The organism is Bariatricus massiliensis, assembly GCF_900086725.1.
Classification (GTDB): Bacteria; Bacillota; Clostridia; order Lachnospirales; family Lachnospiraceae; genus Allocoprococcus; species Allocoprococcus massiliensis.
In genome coordinates, this window is the sequence record NZ_LT574836.1 from 833,762 (window position 1) to 852,901 (window position 19,140).

Consider the following 19,140-nt stretch of genomic DNA (forward strand, 5'->3'; position numbering starts at 1 on the left):
ACAATATCCCAACATAACGAATAAAATAGCAGTAACAGTACACCACGAGGTCTTTTTATGAGCATATTAAAATCTATGCAGGATACACTTACTTACCGGGGACGTCTGCAGATCAATGTTACATCGGAAATCACCGCCCGCCCTGTACCTGATGCCACAGTGCAGATTTCTTACACCGGCGTGCCCGACAGTACATTGGAAGAAGTCACAACCGATACTTCCGGACAAAGTGAGACACTGGAGCTGGCAGCTCCGCCTCTCGAATACAGTTTGAATCCTCAAATTGAAGAACAGCCCTACTCGGAATATACACTGGACATTACCGCCCCGGGATACGAGCCAATGAGTATTGCCGGAGCAGAGATTCTTCCTGATGTGACAGCGATTCAAAATGTCCAGCTCCGCCCTCTGGCTGATAACGAGGCTGAAAATGTGTTCGTCATACCGGCACACACGCTATATGCGGAATATCCGCCCAAAATTCCCGAAGACGAAATCAAACCAATGAACGAAACCGGCGAAATCGTATTGAGCCGTGTAGTTGTTCCTGAATACATTGTAGTCCATGATGGGTCTCCCAGAGACACGACCGCACAAAATTACTATGTAAGATATAAAGACTATATCAAAAATGTGGCATCCAGTGAAATCTATGCAACCTGGACCGAGAACACGATTCGTGCCAATGTCCTCGCTATCATGTCCTTTACTTTAAATCGTGTATACACAGAATGGTACCGGAATCAAGGATATGATTTTACCATCACTTCCTCCACCGCTTTCGACCACAAATGGATACCGGAGCGGAATATTTTTGATACCATTTCTGTGATCGTGGACGAATTGTTTGCAAATTACCTCTCGCGGCCTAACGTACGCCAGCCTATTCTCACTCAGTACTGTGACGGCCGCCGTGTTCAATGTCCCAACTGGATGACACAATGGGGCTCACAAGCGCTGGGAGAACAAGGTTATTCCGCTATAGATATTCTCCGCTATTATTATGGGGACGATATGTATATCAATATTGCCCCCGAGATATCAGGCATTCCTTCTTCCTGGCCCGGCTATACGCTCTCTCAAGGCTCCAGCGGTGACAAGGTACGCCAGATGCAGGAACAGCTCAACGTGATAGCCGGCGCATATCCCGCCATCCCCACCGTCACCGTGGACGGCATATACGGCCCGGGCACCGCTGCCGCCGTCACTAAATTCCAATCTGTCTTTGGCCTTCCACAGACCGGGACCGTAGATTACCGCACTTGGTATAAAATTTCGGAAATTTATGTGGGTGTATCGCGTATTGCAGAATTGACTTAACAGCCATTTTCAAAAATTGTTAAAAATAGAAATAACTTCTAGTTTAAGCTTTCGTTTTCTCCATATACTACTATCGTAACATCCACAAGGAAAGTTACAAGTTACCAAAAAGGAGGAAAAGAAAAATGGCAAATCGTTCATCTAACAGAGCAGCCGTACCGGAAGCAAAAGGTGCATTAGACAAATTCAAATATGAGGTTGCAAACGAACTCGGAGTACCGCTTACAGACGGATACAACGGAGACTTAACATCCAGACAGAATGGATCTGTTGGTGGTTATATGGTTAAGAAAATGATCGAACAGCAGGAAAAGCAGATGGCTGGTAAATAAGCAAATCTGACTGCTTAAATTAGAAAAAGCACCGGGGCTTCTAAACAGAGGCTCAGGTGCTTCTTTCTGTCTTAAGACAAAAGCTGGAAATCGGACTTGAACCGACGACCCCTTCATTACGAGTGAAGTGCTCTACCGACTGAGCTATTCCAGCTTATGACTTTTCGTGACAGTCACAAATATTATTATATCGAATTTTACAAAAAATGCAACTACTTTTTTAATTATTTCTTGATATAAACTCAATAACATCCCGAACCTGTGCCAGCTTCCACACCTCAGCAATGGGAATTTTCACGTCAAACCGTTCTTCAAAAACCGCCACCATGTTGGCGACATCCAGAGAATTCAGTGCAAGATCTTTCACAAAATCCGTATCCCTTGTGAGTGTCTCCGTACCGGTCACATAAAATACTATCTCTTTAATTACATCAAATAATTCATCCTCTGTCATAAAGAAACCTCATTTCTCTTGATTTTTCTGATACCGGTCTTCCCGAATTCTGCCTCCGTGAGTTTGATGGACTGCACTCTTTTATAGAGCGGAAGATTTTTGTTCAGCTCACTCATATCCTCCTGTATTTTTTCCAGTATCTCGAAAGAGCTCATCTCCCGTGTTGCATCCGGATCCGGATAAACCATTGCCGACAATGTCACTTCATCTGCTGTCTGCCCACTGCTTGCACCATATACCATAACTTCTTTGATGAGAGGCAGGGCAGACAAATACCGCTCCAGCTCCTCCGGAACTACCTTTTTACCGTTGCTGAACACGATGAGATTCTTTTTTCTGCCGCATATGTACAAGAACCCTTTTTTATCCATATAACCGATATCGCCGGTATGGAACCAGCCATTTACCAGCGCCTCCTTCGTCAGCCCTTCCGCCTTATAATACCGGGGAAATACCGATGGGCCTTTCACTAATATCTCGCCGCCTGCAAATTTAATTTCGGTCTCCGGCAGAACGAGCCCCACTGATTTTATTTTATTCAAACCATTGCGGTTCGCACTGATAAGAGGCCCGCATTCTGTAATTCCATAACCCTGAAGCACTTGAATACCATACACTTCTAATTCTTCCGCAGACCTGTCATTCAAATGAGCTCCTCCACTGATAATAAGGCTCAGTTTTTTTCCTACGATTTTATCCACATATTGATTGCGCTGGCTTTTAACTTTCATATGCCACTTTTTTCTGCGCATGGCCTTTTCCTGCACAGTTTTCACTGCATCTCTCACACCGGCTTTTCTCTCTTCCATTGTAATCGCTTTCAATAGGTTATCCGTTATCATCGGGACGCTGATCAGCGTCTCCGGCTCAAATCTTCTGATATCTCTCATCATTGTTTTCAAAAAACCATTGGAAGAAAAGTGGATTCCTTGAGCCAGACAGCCAAGCATCCCACAAGTAAGGGCATACGTATGATAAAATGGCAGTGGGGTGAATACTCTGGTGCCTACGTCGACCATGGCCAGTGCCCCCCATGCGTTGTACATCAGATTCCCGTGGGTGAGCACAACGGGCTTCGCCGTATTGGTGGTACCGGAAGTATATACTATCAGTGCCTGATCACTGCTTTGAACCACCCCCGCAAGCCGCTCTGTTTCCTGACTGTACTCCCCTGTCCTGCCAAGCGACAACAGAGCGTCGAAGCTATCCGTACCTCCGCCTCTTCGTATCACAAAGCGGTGCTCCGGAATCTTTTGTGCATTCAAAATCAGCTCGTATGTTTCCGATATAATCATTGCTCCACAATCCGCATGACGGACTGCCTTTTGTATCTCTTCTGCAGTTTGTTCAACATCGATAGGCACGGCCGTCCCGCCGCTGCATACGACCGCAAAGAAAGCCACGACCCACTCATAACAATTTTCACTTATCAAGGCCATATGTGTACCTGTCAGGCCTGACACGCAAAGCCCTTCCATACACGCATCCACGTCCGCCACAAACTGTCCAAACGTCCACTCTTTTGCTTCGCCGTCTTCGTCAAAAAAAGTGAGCGCCGTCTGGCCGCCGTAATTTGTCTTCATATATTCCAGACATTGGGGCAGTGTTTCAAAACGCTTTGCTCCGTTCAATGGATAGTTATCTCTTCTCATATAATATTCCCCCGTTGGTATGTCCACCGCAGTTCTTGGTCCATTGCATCAAAATCTTTCAGAACACTCAAAAACGCAGGAATCATATTGCTGTCGAATTGGGTTCCCATGCCTTCTTCCAGCTCCCGGATACATTCCTCCATTGTAAGCTTTTTGCGGTAATGCCTGTCGGACATCATTGCGTCAAAGGCATCTGCTATGGCGACAATTCTGGCCTCCTCTGGTATCTCCTCCCCCTTAAGTCCCTTGGGATATCCTGTCCCGTCATACCGCTCGTGATGTGCTGCCACGACATCGCCTATACTCTGAAACATGCTGATGCGAGCCAATATGTTTGCCCCCATCTCAGGGTGCTTCTTTATAACTGAAAATTCCTTGTCATCAAGTTTTGCTTCTTTTTTTAGAATAGCGTCTGACACGCCAATTTTACCTATATCGTGTAATAGTCCGGCCGCACGGACATATTCAACATATTCTCTTGATTTTCCCAGAGCCTGTGCAAGCCGGACCGCATAGTAGGCCACCCGGTCCGAATGCCCCCTTGTATAGATGTCTTTGGCATCAACGAGAAGCCGCAATGCCTCTATAGTATCCATATACCCCTTCTCTAGATGTTCATAGGTGAGTTGGAGTCTCTGATTATTCAACTGTAGCAAATGATGAAGAATTAGATTGTGCAAAGCGGATGCCGCTTGTTCTCCAAATACTGCATAAAGGTCATGTCCTTCCGTATTTTCCCCGTTCTCAATGATGCCCATCATCCCCAGACGTAATTTTTCTCCGATATTTAAAGGGATTAATACGAAGTGTCTCTCTCCTTCTACCAATGTAGATATCTGCCTTCTCTGAAAACAAATTTTGGTGGATGGATATTTTTCAAGGAAGGTGTCCAGCGTATCATCCTTCCACCGGCCTTCTCCGCAGAAGATTTCTTTTTTCATCTCCTCGATGTCTTCACCGGGCAGCATGTTTTCGGGCTTCAGCCATACGAAGCCGTTTTCAGCCCCGCTGATTCGAAGCAGCTCTGCAAGCAGTTCCTTTGCAAATACTGGCATAGGCAGATAGCGGTGCATCTTCGGCACCGCCTCCAAAATGTTGGAGAGCCCTTCCTGATAGCGGGATACTGTTTTCATCTGCCGTATTGATTTTATGCAGCTTTCCACAAGAAGCTCCAGTTGATCAAAACGGTCGCTTTTTTCAAAATATCCCTGTATCTCTAGTTCTCTTATCGTATTGAGCGGGGGCGCCACTTCTCTATGCCCAGTGAGCATAATCACATAAATATTTGTATCGAACTCTCTCAGCCTTGCGACAACCTCGTCCCCGCATATGGGATACATGATAAAATCAAGTAGCAGAATATCGTACGCCTTCTCTCTCATCTGCTCTAAAGCTTCCAGCGGGTCATTGGATTGCTCCACATCATAGCCTGACGCCTCAAAATAAGACTGAAGTGCGTCAGTCATATTCCGGTCATCATCCAGTATGAACATAGAAAACCCATTCTTCTTCCTGCCGACCCTATTTTTTCTCAATGTATTTCACCTCTCTTCTATGTATTCAACGGTATTTTTACGAAAAATACAGAACCGCCGGACGGATTGTCTTCCACCCACATCTCTCCGCCGAATTTTCCCCGAATCAATCCCGCCGAACTGTACAGGCCAAGCCCTGTTCCCTTTGCCCCTTTCGAGGTATACATGGATACGAACAGCTTTCTCTTCACTTCCTGAGAAATCCCTGTACCGCTGTCTGTAACTGATATGTAGACAACCTGCTCCTTATACCATGCACGCAGCACAATATCTCCGCCCTTTGTACCCATAGAATCCTTGGCGTTGTCTACTAAATTGGTCAGCACCTGCACAAGATTATTTACATCTCCCTTCAGATAAACATCTTCCGGCAGTTTATTTTCAATAATCAGATTACACCTGTGTTTTATCAGATTCTGCTTCATGAGTATGAGAACCTTCTTAAACACTTCTTCCAGTTTGAATTCGGTGATATTCGATGTGTTCATGTTCACGGCCATACCCTTGACTGTGGTAATGACGTCTGACATATAGGCGCAGCTTCCTTTGATTTTTTTCAGCCACTCTTCCATCTCTGCCGCGATTTCCGCATGATCATTCGGCGTGACCTCCGAATCACCTATACTTTCCCGGTATTCCATGATCAGCCGTTCCAGAGAATCCACGCTGCCGGAGACAGACATGATTGGAGTCTTGAGATTGTGAGAAATACTTCCCACCATCTGCCCCAGTGAAGCCAATCGTTCCCGCTCCATCTCCCGGCTCAGCATCTGCTTCTCCCGCCTCATATCCTCCTTCAGCTTTGTGACGTCCGCAAACAGCGCCACGACTCCGACAAGCTTCCTGCGGATAAAAATCGGCGTCAGCTCTACAGAGTAATACAGCTTACCACGCTCACACAATATTGCCTGCTCATAGGAAATCACACTGGTGGACTGCTTACAAATATCGAAAAAATTCAGAAGGTTGTAAATTACATCTCGCTTTCTCGGCTCCAATTCTTCCACCACCGAAGTCAGGTAGCTGTTGATCCGCATGCCATAATCATCTCCGAAATTGTCCAAGAATGGTTGATTCGCGTTGATGATGCAGCTGTCCGAGGAAAGGATGACATAACAGTCGGCTATACTGTCCAAAATGTTCTGCAGGGCTACCGGCTTTATATTTAAAAAATTAAGAAAATAAATAGCATATCCATGACAGATAATGGTAAAGAAAAACGCCATCGGTGTGGCAGCTATAGAAAAATCCACTATCTTTAAAGTAGCCAGAACATTTATTATCAAAGGTACCGTTAATCCTCCGCTGAAGAGCATTACCTGCCAGACAATCATTTTATGACGGTTCTTGAGCCCGTAACGCAGTACCATGAAAATAGACGCACACGACCAGAAATAATATTGTATTCCCGAAATTATGAACAGTGGGCCGAACTGCACCTCTGATACATACACGGAAAAATGTCTGTAGAACAAATGATGGAGCGGGTTAGTAAATGCGATGGTGGATGTAACAATGGGAAATAGATACAGCCAGCAGCATTTTTTCGGCATAACCGTCAAGTTATGGACAAAACAGTATGACATGATGAACATTGTCATTACAAGAAAGGCCATGGACGCACAGGTAACTGCATCCAGCGTCACCAAAACAGGAGCCTTTTTATCCTCTATCCATGTGATACCTGCCACCGCTCCGATCCATATAATTAGGAAGGAAGAGGAAGCAATGTACAGTTTTTGTATAATTTTAAGACTTCCTTTCATGATGCAGCTGATGATAAAAAATATTAAAATCGTCAACATCAGATATAAAATCCTCAGTGTAACGGCATCCATACACCGTCCTCCTCTTCTTTTTGTTATTTAACTTCTGATTTTATCCTATTTTTCCAGATTCCCAAATCCGGAAGTTTCCACCGGAATCCTGTTTTCTCAAGCTCATTTGAGGTCATCTCTGCCGCCACCTGAACCTTTGTTTTGAGCCCCGTGCCGGACACCCACATCTCGGCTGCAGCACGCACATATTCGGATACCGGCTCATCACATCCCTGCACAGTTTCTCGAATCAAGCAGTCGAATTCTTCATTTTCTATTGCCGGAATACCACAAAGTTCCTGTAATATTTCTCCTAAAGTGTATTGGTTCGTATTCATAATATGAAAACACTTCTTACTGCTGGCAAAGAGTTTCACGATAGCCTCCACCGCAAAATCCACCGGTGTCATCTCAAAAGGAATCTCATTTAGAATTCTAGGGTATCTGCCCAGCTCCGCCATTCCACGTATGAGCCTGTAGAACGCATTAGTCTGGGGATTTTTTTGAAAAATACCGTCACTCTGCCTCGATACCAGACGCCCAACGCGAAACACTTTGACATTCAGCCCACCCTCGGTGGCAGCAAACACCTGTTTCTCGGCCAGCATCTTTGTCTTGGCATAGCCGTTCTCCTGCCAGTTTTGTCCAATATCCAGAGAAGATTCCCGGAACACGGCCCATTTGTCCGGAGTTCGATATAAATATTCTCCCGCCACGCTCACCGTCGACATATGAGCGAACGCACACCCGCCGTTTTTTGCAAGCGCCAGCATTTCCTCTGTTCCTCTGGTATTTGCCCGCATCAACTCGTCTTCCGGCGCAAAATGTCGAACATCCGCGGCAGAATGGACTATGATGTCTGTTCTTTCCGCCAGTTCTTCATAGGCAGTCTCGGATAATCCTAAATTATGGGCTGTCATATCTCCGCATATGCTCTCTATTCTTCCCCAGTTATCTAAATAAAACTCACTGCCAAAATAAAGATTCAGCGTTTCCCGAAGACGTACGTCACTGAAATTCCGCAGCAGACAGATTACTTTTCCAGCACCTTGTCCCAAGAGCTCTCTCAACAAGTGCGCCCCAAGATAACCGGTGGCGCCGGTAAGTAAAATAGTCTTTCCCTTCACTTCTATAGGCGGGGAATCAAGCTCGATTTCCTCTTGTTCCCCGACGGCCTCCTCATCCTTTCCAGCAGACGTAATGTCCTTCCCGGATTCATGGCCCTGCATCTCACACCCAAGCATTTCCATCTGCTCTTTCAATGTGGGAAACCGATAAAAATCATTGAGCGACAAATCATAATGATGCTTATAATAATAGTTCAACACTATAATAGCTTTTAGCGATGTGCCTCCCTGCTCAAAAAAGGAGGTCGTTTCCAGCGGTTCTTTCTTCAATACTTCACGCCAAATATCTTTTATAAAGTTCCCGTCATTTAATCCTTGGGACTCGCTGGATATTATATCGCTCTCTGCTGGGTCCACAGCATTTGACTCCCATGTATCCAGCTCATGATAATCAATCTTGCCACTGGCTGTTTTCGGCATCTCTCCGATAGGAACGAATTCCGACGGAACCATATAGTCTGGAAGTCTGGAAGCTAGATACTTCATCAGCTCATTTTTATCATAATTTTTTCCGGGCACGCCGTAAGCCTTTAAATACTGAGGAATGCCATTCTCTTTCACCGGCAGGACAGCCGCCTCGCTGCACTGTCCACTCTCCACAATCTGCTGGGCAATTTCCTCAGGTTCAATACGATGCCCGTTCAATTTAAGCTGGCTGTCCACCCGTCCAAGACATTGCCAGTTGCCGTCGGGCCGCAGCCTTCCCACATCTCCAGTCTTATACATCCGTTCTCCCGGAAAAAACGGATCTTCCACGAATACTTCTTCTGTCAGCTCTTTCCGGTTCATATACCCGGCGGCCAGACATTCGCCCGCAATATAGATTTCTCCTATAGCCCCCGGCATGACAGGCTCCTTATCCTTATCCAGCAAATAGTAGCGGCAGTTTCCTATCGGTTTTCCGATATGGATGGCATCGGCCTCCCGAATTTCCCCTTGGCAGTTATACACCGATGTCTCCGTCGGCCCATAGATATTGTATATCTTCGCGTCTGTCAGCTTCTTGAGTCTGTCTTTCAGCTGCATGGTCCACGGTTCTCCCATAAGAATGATAATCTGAATCTGTGCAAGTACCTGACAGAACGATTCCTCGTTGAGACACATCTGCATTCGGGAGGGCGTAAATTGGAGAATAGTAGCCCCATCTTTGATGATTCTCCGGGCCATTTTCCACGGGAGCATCATCTCCTCTTCATCGGCTACACTGATTCTTCTGCCAGCCGCCAACGCCAAAATAGTCTCTGTAGTAAACACATCGAACACACAATTGGAAGCACATAGAATGCAGTCATTCTCTCCGCCCAAAATAGGGTCGTCATGGCTTGCAAGGTTCGCCAAAGCCTTGTGCAGCATTACCACACCCTTTGGACGTCCCGTGGAGCCAGAGGTAAATATGACATTCGCGGCATCATCCGGGCTTCGCTGCCCTGTTCTTCCACTGCCATAGACATTCTGTTCTCCGCCTTTACTTTCTTCCTCAAATAAAGCCTCCACCGCATAGACTGCGCATATATCCGTCTCGAACGCTATACCTTCGCCGGTAAGCAGACAGGCTGCTTTTGCCGTACTCAGCATATATTCCACGCGCTCCTTTGGAAAAGCAGCATCGATTGGCAGATAAGCCGCCCCGGCCTTCAGTATTCCCAGCATGGCCACCAGCATCGTACCGTTCCTTCTCGGCATGAACGCAACGACATCCCCATGCATGACACCTTTCGAATGAAGCCTCCAAGCCAAAGAATCCGCATGCATTTTCACTTCCTCATAAGTCAGAGACATGCCATCTCCCCAGCAAACCGCCGTCTCCTTCTGCTTCCAGACTGCATAGCGGTCTATGATTCTGTCGATGCACACCCTCTCATAGGGAGTCCGCATATACGCAGGCTTCTCCAGCAGGCGCATCTTATCACCCGGCGAAACCATATTAATCGACCGTAGTTTCTCGGGCGCTCTAAATAACTCCGTCAAAATGTGCACGTAGCATCTGCTGTAGTAGGCAATCGTCTCTTTGTCAAACAGACGGTCCGCATACTCAAAACAGAAGCGGTACCCTCCCGCAGAGGGGGTGGCTTCCAAATGCAGGTCCACTTTCACTGCATGTATATCCTGTGGTACGAATTTAAGCTCCACCTCTCCCAGCGTAAAGGCATCCGGATTCAACGGCGCCAAAGAAAATAATGTGGTGAACAATGGATTCTTTTCACGTGAGGGCGTCACTCCGGCTTTCTTCACAATCTCCTCGAACGGCACTGCCTGATGATCGATGACTGCCGTTATCTGCTCCTGCATCCTGCCCATAAATGCAAGGGTACTTTCCTCCCTCTGCAGGTTCACCAGAATTGGAAGTGTATTGACAAAAACTCCTATCATATCTTGAAGGACACTGTGTCTCCGGCCAGCCAGCGGTGAACCTACGGCAAACCTTTCCTGCCCTGCCAGACCGGAAAGTAGGACAGCGAACGCCGAAAATAATACGGTAAATACCGTAAGCTTATTATCCTGTGCAAAGGTCTCCAACATATCTCCCTGCTCTGGTGTAATCTGAAAATAGAGACGGCTTCCTCTGCCGTCAAAAGCGGAAGGCCTGACACGGTCAAGCGGCAGCTTAAGCTCCGGCATTCCTTCCTTTAACAGCTCCTCCCAGAAACTGCTCTGTTCCTTTACCGCCTCTGCATCATTCCGGCATGCCCATGCATAGTCTTTATAAGTAAATTCAGGCAGAGCCGGCTTACTTCCTCTGTAGTAGGCGTCAAGCCGTCTCATCGTCAGCACGCTGCTGATTCCGTCGGAGATAATGTGATGCACATCTAAAAGCAGATACTGTCTGCTGCCTTCTTCATAGAGAGCTGCACGCATCAAAGGAGGCTTGGATAGATCAAAGGGTCTGGCTAATTTAGAAAGCGCCTCGTTCAGGCTGTTCCCTTCTGCCTCTTCCAGCCGAAAGGCCACTTCTCCGTGAACCCTTGCAGCTACTTCCTCGTCATGAATCTCGAACCCTGTGCGGAACTGTTCTTCCTCTGCCACAAGCTGTGCAAATGCAGAGCAGAGCCTCTCCTTATCAAGTGAACCCTGCGCCTCAAAGACACCCGCCATATGATAGCTCATCTTTGTATCGTCTGCTTGTTCCAGTACATAAAAACTCTGCTGTGCCGCAGAGAGTGGATACACCGCAAGCTCAGGAGCTTTTTTTATATACTCTTCTGTTCTCCGTGGGCAGCCTCCCCTGAGGAGATTGGCCAGTTTTCTCACGGTACTATTATGGTAGACCTCCTCTAATTTCAAAAGACGGCCAAAGATTTTTTCCAATTCCGCCAGCATAGCCACAGCATTGAGTGAGTCCCCTCCGCACAAAAAGTAATCGGAGTGTATTCCAATTTCTTCTTTCCCAAGGATACCCTTCCATACAGTCAGAATCTTTTCCTCAGTCTCATCCGCCGGAGCCTCAGAATTATCCGGAAGTTTTGGCTCAGGCAGTCTGTTATAATCGGTCTTTCCGCCGCTTGTCTCCGGCAGCTCTGTAAGTTGTTCCGCATAGACTGGAAGCATATACCGTGGAAGATATTCTGCAGCCTGTGCAAGTACTTCATCCGGGGCTATCGTAGATTCCCCTGTATAAAATGCAATCAACTGGTTTTTGAATACTGCCACTGCCGCCCGGAGCACCCCCGGACAGGCGCAGAGCCTTTCCTCTACCTCTCCCGGCTCGATGCGGTGGCCCAGAAGCTTCAGCTGGCGGTCTTTCCTCCCTAGAAAGAAGATTTCTCCCTCCTCTGTCCACTCGCCGAGATCCCCTGTGCAATACAGGCGCTCTCCCGGTATGAAGGGATCCGGTACAAAGCGTTCCTCCGTGAGCGCCTCATCCAGATAATACCCTCGCGCAAGACAGTCGCCTCCAATATAGATTTCCCCTGCGCAGCCTACGGGCAATGCCTTTCTATTGGAGTCTAAAATATAGATTCTGCAGTTCGCGAATGGTTTCCCTATGGTGATGCGTCTGTCCCCCGTTACACGGGCATGGCTTACCGCTACAGTGGCTTCACTCGGTCCATATTGGTTATAAAGACTTGCCCCACTATATTTTCTGACATGATAAAGAAGTTCTGCCGGAAGGTTTTCCCCACCGCAGATAATACATTCTAACTTTTTAAGCGCATGGCGGAACCTATCGTCTTTGAGATATGTTCCCAGTCTAGAAGGCGTCAAAGCCATAAATCCCACATCATATCCGGTGATATAATCGGCAAGGCTTCCGCTGTCATTTATCTCATTATCCGGCACAATCACGATAGTTTTCCCGTTCAGCAGAGCTGCAATACTCTCCAATATGAATGCGTCAAAACCAATGTTACAGATTGAAAGTACTGCGCCTTTAGGATAGATACCAGCCATATTCACAGCAAGGTTCAAAACACTTCTATGCTCTATAGCTACTGCTTTTGGCCTTCCTGTACTGCCGGATGTATATACGATATATGCAAGTGAATGTGCCGGGATTTCCGAATTATCCTCCATATCAGGTTCTAACTCACCCAGCTCCTGCGGAGTCAATTTTCGACACTCACAGCCGTCGAGCTTCTCTTTCAATCCCTCTGAACAAATACACAAATAAGCGCGGCTCTGTTCTATCATCATCTGAAGCCGCCCATCCGGTAGTCCTGCGTCCAGCAAAAGCCATGGGTGGCCAGAGCAGGTTATTGAGACCATCATTTGAAACAGCTCGCTTTGGCGCTCCATGAGGACCGCAATTACATGCTCCCCTTCCGGCAACAGCCTGCGTATCCTCCTCGCATCTTCCTGTGCCTGCTCCAGAAGGCCCCGATAAGTCAGACGTTGCCCCTCCCATATAAGCGCCGCCCTTTCCGGGTGTTCCCGCGCAATCTCTATCAATTCAGACTTTAGTGAATGTTCTCTCTGATACCAGCAGTCTGCCTGATTAAAGTGGAAGATCAGCTTCTCTTCCTCCTCTTCACCGATGATATCTAGATCTTTGACAGGAAGATCCGGATTCAGAAGCGCGTGCTTTAATATCTGCATGAAATGCTCATGGAACTGCTCGATATCAGTATCCGAGAATATCTGGGTAAGATAATCGTAGTCAATTAAAAATTGGTTCTGTGCATCCCTGCTGCTCACATGGATACACAGCGCCTCTGCCTGATAACCACTGTATATCCAACGGCCCTCCACAGTCACTCTGGCTCCCCGCAGATGATCCATCTTACCATTCTGGTAAGACAGGGCAAGACCAAAGAGCTGCTCCGGAATGGTATCATTTTCCGAGACAAGTATTTTCTTGATTTCCTCAAACGGTATCCTCTGATGGTAGAGCAGGCTGAACCAGTCATCCTTCAACTTATCATTCAATTCATTTAAAGTCATGCAGTCATCAATCTCATTGACAAAAGGGAGCGTATTGACAAACATCCCTGCCGACTGCTTTTCTTTATAATTTAAGCGGTTAATCGTTGGAATACCGATACAGAATCGTTTCTGATTCTTCATCCTGCACATATAGATAGCAATACCCATGTAAAAAACAGCAAAAGGAGATACCCGTTTCTGTTCACAGAAGGACGCAATCATACGGTTCATCCTGCTGGTAAGATAGATAGACCTGCGCACACCGATCGGAGATATCTTGGAATACCTGTGCTCTTTAAGCTGAGTAACTGGAAAATTCTGAAGCGCTGCCCTCCAATATTCTTTGTCACGCTCAAAATTGCGGGAGGCTATATACTTACGCTCCATATCTATGTGAGCCCTGTAATCCGGAGAAATCTGCAAATCCGGCTCTTTTGATTGTAGTAGCTGAAAATAATTATGTATGATATGATTGGTCACCAGTGCCTGCGACCATGCATCCGCGATAATATGATGAACCCTTGTCATGATTCCACCTTCATTCTCAGAAAGCTTAAAAATTGTCATCTGACAAAGATTCATATTATAAAGGGGGAGATGCTCTCTGGCCGCTGAGCGGTTCCAGACTTCTCCGCCTCTTTGATTCGTTTTTGAAAAGTCAATGAACGGAGCCGGAACCGGCATCTCGTCGGATATGTACTGTAATGCTTTGCCGTTTTCATAAGTGATACGGGTCCTCAGGACGGGAAATACCTCATAAGCATAACCGATACACCGCTGTAATAAATCAACCCGGAAATTCCCTTCAATATAAAGTGCCGTACAAATGTTGTTGATGGAAATTCCCGGGTATGCCTGTTCTAAATTCCAGATGTTCTGTTGGCTGTAAGACAGCGGAAACATCTCTTTTGTATGATTTTTTCCCATCTTCTTTTGTCCCTCTACCCTTTTCCTAAAATCTCTTTTTTTAGTATATCGCGAAAACGGTAAAAAATCAATGTAAACAGTAAAATTATAATCTATAGCGTTGTGTTCAACAAGCTCTTATCCATGTACTGTTGAAGATGTTCTTTTAATTTTTTATTCTTATCCATTTCGAGCTGTGGATCTTCATCCAGTATCCGTCCTGCCGCTTCACTGGCCTTTTGCAGAATATCCGCATCTTGAAATACGTCTCCAATTCTGAAATCCATGAGACCGCTCTGCCGGATTCCAAACAAATCTCCGGGGCCGCGAAGTTTTAAGTCCTCCCCTGCAATAAAAAATCCGTCATTGGACTTGTTGAGAATCTCCAGCCTTTTTTTTGTTTCTTTCCCCTTAGAGCCACTCATAAAAATACAGTAGGATTGGTATTTTCCCCGTCCGACTCTTCCTCTCAGCTGGTGAAGCTGCGCAAGGCCAAAACGTTCTGCATTTTCCACCATCATCACCGTCGCATTGGGCACATTGATTCCTACTTCAATCACTGTTGTGGAGACAAGCACTTGAATCTCATTGCGGGCAAAAGCAGACATAATCTCATCCTTCTGCCCCTGCTTCATCTTACCGTGGAGTGAGGCCACCTGTATTTGGCTGCCCAGCTCTTGGGAAAGCATGGCCGCGTAGTCGGTTACGTTTTCTGCTTCCACCGCTTCGCTTTCCTCCACCATGGGACAGATAATATAGCATTGCCTGCCCTCCTCCACCTGCCGCTTCATGAAGGAATAGGCTGTCTTCCTATATCCAGTGTCCACTACACAATTCTTAATGGGCTGCCGATTGGCCGGAAGCTCATCAATGACTGAGATATCCAAATCACCATAGAGAATAATTGCTAAGGTTCTCGGTATAGGCGTTGCGCTCATAACAAGAATATGGGGCATTTCCCCTTTTCCCGCAAGGCTTTCCCGCTGTCTCACCCCAAAGCGGTGCTGTTCATCCGTCACCACCAGTGCCAGCTTGTGATATATGGCTTTTTCCTGAATCAACGCATGGGTGCCTAAAATGATCTGAACCTCCCCGGATGCAATACGCTCATAGGCCAGCCGCTTTTCTTTGGCAGTCATAGAGCCGGTCAAAAGTTCTGTCTTTAACGGAATCTTATATTGTTCAAAAAGTGAGGTGATCGATTCAAAATGTTGCTTGGCCAATACTTCGGTGGGCGCCATCATGGCTCCCTGATATCCATTAAGCCCCGCAAGCATCAGAGCAAGGACTGCGATAATTGTTTTGCCAGAACCCACATCCCCCTGTATAAGGCGGGACATCAGACGGGGACCGCACATTTCTCCCTTTATTTCTTCCCACACCTTTTTCTGCGCACGAGTCAGTTCATAGGGGAGCTGCATAAGGAGGCTGTCAATCTCGGCCTTATTCTCTAAGGCAAATCTATTGTCGGCACGCTCTTCCCGCTCCCTTACCTGCCTCAGAGCCAGAATAAATGTCAAGAATTCTTCAAAGACCAGCCTCTCTCGCGCCTGATAGAATTCTTCTTTATTTAAAGGGAAATGTATGCCTTTCACCGCAAAATTATATTCTGCAAGATGGTAAGAAAGCCGGATATCTCCGGGCAGGAACTCCTGACGCAAATCTAAGTATTGCAGCGCCTGCTCCACAGCCTTTCCCACAGCATTGTTCGTAATTCCAGCGGTCAGAGGATATACCGGCTGAAGCGTATCCAGCTTCTTATTATAAGTCTCCGGAGGATTGTAGATTTCCGGATGTTCCATCAAAAGCTGCCCCTTCCGCTGGATTATCCGTCCCCGGACAGTAATCACACTCCCACTCTTTAATGTATTTCTCAAAAAAGGCATCCGAAACCAGTTTACTTTGAGCGTCCCCGTCAAATCTTTCAAAAATGCGGTTGTCACCTGCATATTCCGACTGCCGACAAGCTGGACCCTCCCATAGACAGTTCCTGTTACTGCGCTTATCTTGCCTTCCTCAAGCTCTCCGATACTTACAGGAGCTTCATAGACATCGTATGCTCTGGGGAAATACCGCAGCAAATCTCCTATCGTAAATATTCCCATCTTCTGGAAGAGCTTCTCTGTCTTTTCTCCGATTCCTTTTAATTCACTGATTTTAGATTGTTCATTCATGTTCAACTCCATTTAATGACAAAAAGTATTTTGTAACATATTAAAAAAATGGGAGCATCTTTCAATACTCCCATTTCGTAAAGTTACTCTACCGCCAAAATATAATAGTAAATCGGCTGTCCGCCTTTGTGGGCATCCACATCCATATCCGGATAGTTCTCCTCGATTTCAGCGACAAACTTTTCTGCTTCCTCTTCTGAGACATCCTCGCCATAATACAGGCTGATCAGTTCCGATTCCTCTTCTACCAGCTGTGCCAGCATGTCCTTTGCGGTATCCTCTATAGAAGTACCTACAGACAATATGCCGGCATCTCCGATTCCCATGATATCGCCTTCATGAATCTCCTTATCATCAATATGTGTATCCCTGACCGCATAAGTCACCTGCCCGGTCTTCACATTCTTGATTTCCTCCAGCATAGTCTCCTCATTCGTATCCACATCTGCTTCCGGATTGAAATTGATTACCGCGGTGATTCCCTGCGGAACCGTCTTGGTAGGTATTACAATAATATCCTTTTCCTTCATTAAATCGCGGGCTTGGTTCGCAGCGAGCACAATATTTTTATTGTTTGGAAGAATAAATATGGTATCCGCATTGACTTCATCAATGGCGTTGAGCATATCGTCCGTGCTCGGATTCATGGTCTGTCCGCCCTCAATGATATAATCCACGCCTAGCTCTCTGAATATCTCATTCAGCCCCTCACCGATGGATACTGCAATAAATCCCACCGGCTTACGGGCTTCTTTTTCTTTCTTCTTTTTATTCTCTTTTTCTGCCTGCGCAAGCTTCTGTGCGTCCTTGATCAGCTTCTCTTGATGCTCTTCGCGCATATTGTCTATCTTCATTCTGGACAACTGCCCGAATGTCAGTGCTTTCTGAATGGCCAATCCGGGATCGTTCGTATGAACATGAACCTTCACTACGTCCTCGTCCGCCACACACACGATAGAATCGCCGATAGACTCCAGATATGCCTTGAAATCCATCTCATTGTCTTCTGTAAATTCCTTTTCTGTCAGAATAATAAATTCAGTACAATAACCAAATTTAATCTCGGCAGAAGAATCCGCGTTGATCTTCGTCACATTCACTGCACTGCTCGGTGCAATCGCAGAATAATCAATCTCTTTTCCAAGAAAAGCATCGTAGGCTCCCTTGATTACCTCAAGAAGTCCCTGCCCACCTGAATCCACAACACCCGCTTCCTTCAGTACCGGAAGCATGTCCGGCGTTCTGGCAAGCACAGCCTCAGCCTCCTCGATAATCTTCGGGATGAAGACTTCCAAATCATCCGTCTCTTCCACGAGCTCCTGCGCTTTGTCAGAGATTCCTCTGGCAACAGTGAGGATTGTACCCTCCTTCGGCTTCATGACCGCCTTATAAGCAGTATCCTTCGCCCTAAGAACTGCACGGGCAAGAGCCGGAACATCAATCTGGCTCTCCTCCCGGATAGATTTCGTGAACCCGCGAAGCAGCTGGGATAAGATAACTCCCGAGTTGCCCCTTGCCCCACGCAGCGAACCGGATGAAATTGCTTTTGCCAGCGTAGTAACATCCATGTTCTCAAGCGCTGTAACTTCCTTTGCGGCAGCCATGATCGTTAGGGACATATTCGTCCCCGTATCACCATCCGGCACCGGAAATACATTCAGTTCATTAATAAATTCTTTTTTTGCCTCAATATTTTGCGCGCCCGCCAAAAACATCTTAGCGAGCATCTCCACATTGATAGTCTTTATCGCCACAACAAGCTCCTCCTTAATTAGTCGATAACTCTGACGCCTTCAATATATACATTGATCTTATCGACAGTCATTCCAGAAAATTCTTCCACTTTATATTTTACATTGCTGATTAGGTTATCCGTCACCGCAGAAATACTAACCCCGTACGCCACAATAATATGGAAATCCAAAGTAATACGGTTATCCTCAGAAATGTTTACTTGAATTCCTTTTGTAAGACTCTCCTGTTTAAGAAGCTTTACCAGACCGTCCTTCATGCTGACCGTCGCCATTCCTACAATCCCGAAGCACTCTACCGCGACTGTCCCAGCATACTTGGCGATAACATCCTGATCGATGGTAATGATACCTAAATCAGTACTCATACTGCCCTTCATATATGTCCCTCCAATTTTATCTAATTCTATTCTCTTGCTCACATATTGTGTTTATTATACTCTATTTCCCCACATTTTACAATAAAAAAACCGAAGTCACAAAACCTCGGTTCTCTTGATTTCCGTTCTCAATTAAGCTCTTTCTACGCGACCGGATTTTAAGCAGTTTGTACATACATACATCTTTTTAGCACCGCCGTTTTCCGTTTTAACTCTAACAGATTTCACGTTAGATTTCCACATCTTAGATGATTTTCTATGAGAGTGACTTACGTTATTCCCGAAATGAGCACCCTTTTCACAAATAGCACATTTAGCCATGATTGCACCT

General features: G+C 46.3%; 11 protein-coding genes and 1 tRNA gene. 2 read left to right on the forward strand and 10 right to left on the reverse strand.

The window, feature by feature from the left end:
* Positions 1 to 57 precede the first annotated feature (57 nt).
* Both BN6465_RS05620 and BN6465_RS05625 read left to right on the forward strand, forming a co-directional pair.
* Positions 58 to 1,320, forward strand: a complete 1,263-nt coding sequence (locus tag BN6465_RS05620; RefSeq protein WP_066732496.1) for a peptidoglycan-binding protein — start codon at positions 58 to 60, stop codon at positions 1,318 to 1,320.
* 125 nt (positions 1,321 to 1,445) lie between these two features.
* Positions 1,446 to 1,652, forward strand: a complete 207-nt coding sequence (locus BN6465_RS05625; RefSeq protein ID WP_066732498.1) for an alpha/beta-type small acid-soluble spore protein — start codon at positions 1,446 to 1,448, stop codon at positions 1,650 to 1,652.
* An 81-nt stretch (positions 1,653 to 1,733) separates the two neighbouring features.
* Here the strand turns inward: BN6465_RS05625 and BN6465_RS05630 are convergent.
* From BN6465_RS05630 to rpmB, 10 genes are all read right to left on the reverse strand, one after another.
* Positions 1,734 to 1,806, reverse strand: a tRNA-Thr gene (locus BN6465_RS05630).
* Between the two features lie 66 nt (positions 1,807 to 1,872).
* Positions 1,873 to 2,106 (reverse strand): acyl carrier protein, encoded by a 234-nt coding sequence (locus tag BN6465_RS05635; protein ID WP_066732500.1) that lies wholly within the window; start codon positions 2,104 to 2,106, stop codon positions 1,873 to 1,875.
* Positions 2,103 to 3,758 (reverse strand): AMP-binding protein, encoded by a 1,656-nt coding sequence (locus tag BN6465_RS05640; protein ID WP_066732506.1) that lies wholly within the window; start codon positions 3,756 to 3,758, stop codon positions 2,103 to 2,105. Before BN6465_RS05640 ends, BN6465_RS05635 begins: the two co-directional genes overlap by 4 nt.
* Positions 3,755 to 5,293: an HD domain-containing response regulator gene (locus BN6465_RS05645; RefSeq protein ID WP_082891593.1), complete on the reverse strand. Its 1,539-nt coding sequence runs from the start codon at positions 5,291 to 5,293 to the stop codon at positions 3,755 to 3,757. The genes BN6465_RS05640 and BN6465_RS05645 overlap by 4 nt, the downstream gene beginning before the upstream one ends.
* A gap of 17 nt (positions 5,294 to 5,310) precedes the next feature.
* Positions 5,311 to 7,131 carry a sensor histidine kinase gene (locus BN6465_RS05650; RefSeq protein WP_066732510.1) on the reverse strand — a complete coding sequence of 607 codons (1,821 nt, stop codon included), beginning with the start codon at positions 7,129 to 7,131 and terminating at the stop codon, positions 5,311 to 5,313.
* 23 nt (positions 7,132 to 7,154) lie between these two features.
* Positions 7,155 to 14,525 (reverse strand): non-ribosomal peptide synthetase, encoded by a 7,371-nt coding sequence (locus BN6465_RS05655; RefSeq protein ID WP_066732512.1) that lies wholly within the window; start codon positions 14,523 to 14,525, stop codon positions 7,155 to 7,157.
* Between the two features lie 92 nt (positions 14,526 to 14,617).
* Positions 14,618 to 16,678, reverse strand: a complete 2,061-nt coding sequence (gene recG / locus BN6465_RS05660; RefSeq protein ID WP_066732513.1) for an ATP-dependent DNA helicase RecG — start codon at positions 16,676 to 16,678, stop codon at positions 14,618 to 14,620.
* A gap of 83 nt (positions 16,679 to 16,761) precedes the next feature.
* Positions 16,762 to 18,432: a DAK2 domain-containing protein gene (locus tag BN6465_RS05665; RefSeq protein WP_066732514.1), complete on the reverse strand. Its 1,671-nt coding sequence runs from the start codon at positions 18,430 to 18,432 to the stop codon at positions 16,762 to 16,764.
* A gap of 17 nt (positions 18,433 to 18,449) precedes the next feature.
* Positions 18,450 to 18,809, reverse strand: coding sequence for an Asp23/Gls24 family envelope stress response protein (locus BN6465_RS05670; RefSeq protein WP_066732516.1), 360 nt, complete (start codon positions 18,807 to 18,809; stop codon positions 18,450 to 18,452).
* 132 nt (positions 18,810 to 18,941) lie between these two features.
* Entirely contained in the window at positions 18,942 to 19,130 is a 189-nt protein-coding gene (rpmB, locus tag BN6465_RS05675; protein WP_066732518.1) for a 50S ribosomal protein L28, read from the reverse strand.
* Positions 19,131 to 19,140: the final 10 nt, after the last annotated feature.

Bases quoted from the DNA above. Each gene is read 5' to 3' on its own strand.
- BN6465_RS05620 (WP_066732496.1), top strand. From the start codon at position 58: ATGAGCATATTAAAATCTATGCAGGATACACTTACTTACCGGGGACGT.
- BN6465_RS05625 (WP_066732498.1), top strand. From the start codon at position 1,446: ATGGCAAATCGTTCATCTAACAGAGCAGCCGTACCGGAAGCAAAAGGT.
- BN6465_RS05635 (WP_066732500.1), bottom strand. From the start codon at position 2,106: ATGACAGAGGATGAATTATTTGATGTAATTAAAGAGATAGTATTTTAT.
- BN6465_RS05640 (WP_066732506.1), bottom strand. From the start codon at position 3,758: ATGAGAAGAGATAACTATCCATTGAACGGAGCAAAGCGTTTTGAAACA.
- BN6465_RS05650 (WP_066732510.1), bottom strand. From the start codon at position 7,131: ATGGATGCCGTTACACTGAGGATTTTATATCTGATGTTGACGATTTTA.
- BN6465_RS05655 (WP_066732512.1), bottom strand. From the start codon at position 14,525: ATGGGAAAAAATCATACAAAAGAGATGTTTCCGCTGTCTTACAGCCAA.
- recG (WP_066732513.1), bottom strand. From the start codon at position 16,678: ATGAATGAACAATCTAAAATCAGTGAATTAAAAGGAATCGGAGAAAAG.
- BN6465_RS05670 (WP_066732516.1), bottom strand. From the start codon at position 18,809: ATGAAGGGCAGTATGAGTACTGATTTAGGTATCATTACCATCGATCAG.
- rpmB (WP_066732518.1), bottom strand. From the start codon at position 19,130: ATGGCTAAATGTGCTATTTGTGAAAAGGGTGCTCATTTCGGGAATAAC.